We start from the raw sequence: 302 nt of genomic DNA, 5'->3' as shown, positions 1-302 counted from the left end.
ATCCATGGCCGGGGGCGGCTACCGCGGCATCCTTGCCGCGGTGCCCCCTGCGCAACGCCTGCGTTCGGCCTCTGGGAAAGGGGCGGCAGATCTGAAGCAAAGCAAAGCAAAGCAAAGCAACGGCAAGATCAACAGCTTCGCGAGCAAGTCGAATCGTCGCACCGCCGCTCCCACATAAAGCAGATCGGCGTACAGCTTTTGCTTCTCACCACTCAACAGGCCGAGCGTTAGCTCGCCTGCAGCTTTTGATCTTGATGCACCGCCCCCTCGAGAGGCCGAGTGGAGGTTCTGCGCAGTGGGCA

Source organism: Pseudomonas sp. Root329 (assembly GCF_001424925.1).
Classification (GTDB): domain Bacteria; phylum Pseudomonadota; class Gammaproteobacteria; order Pseudomonadales; family Pseudomonadaceae; genus Aquipseudomonas; species Aquipseudomonas arabinosi.
Note: the sequence above shows the minus strand (reverse complement) of the source record.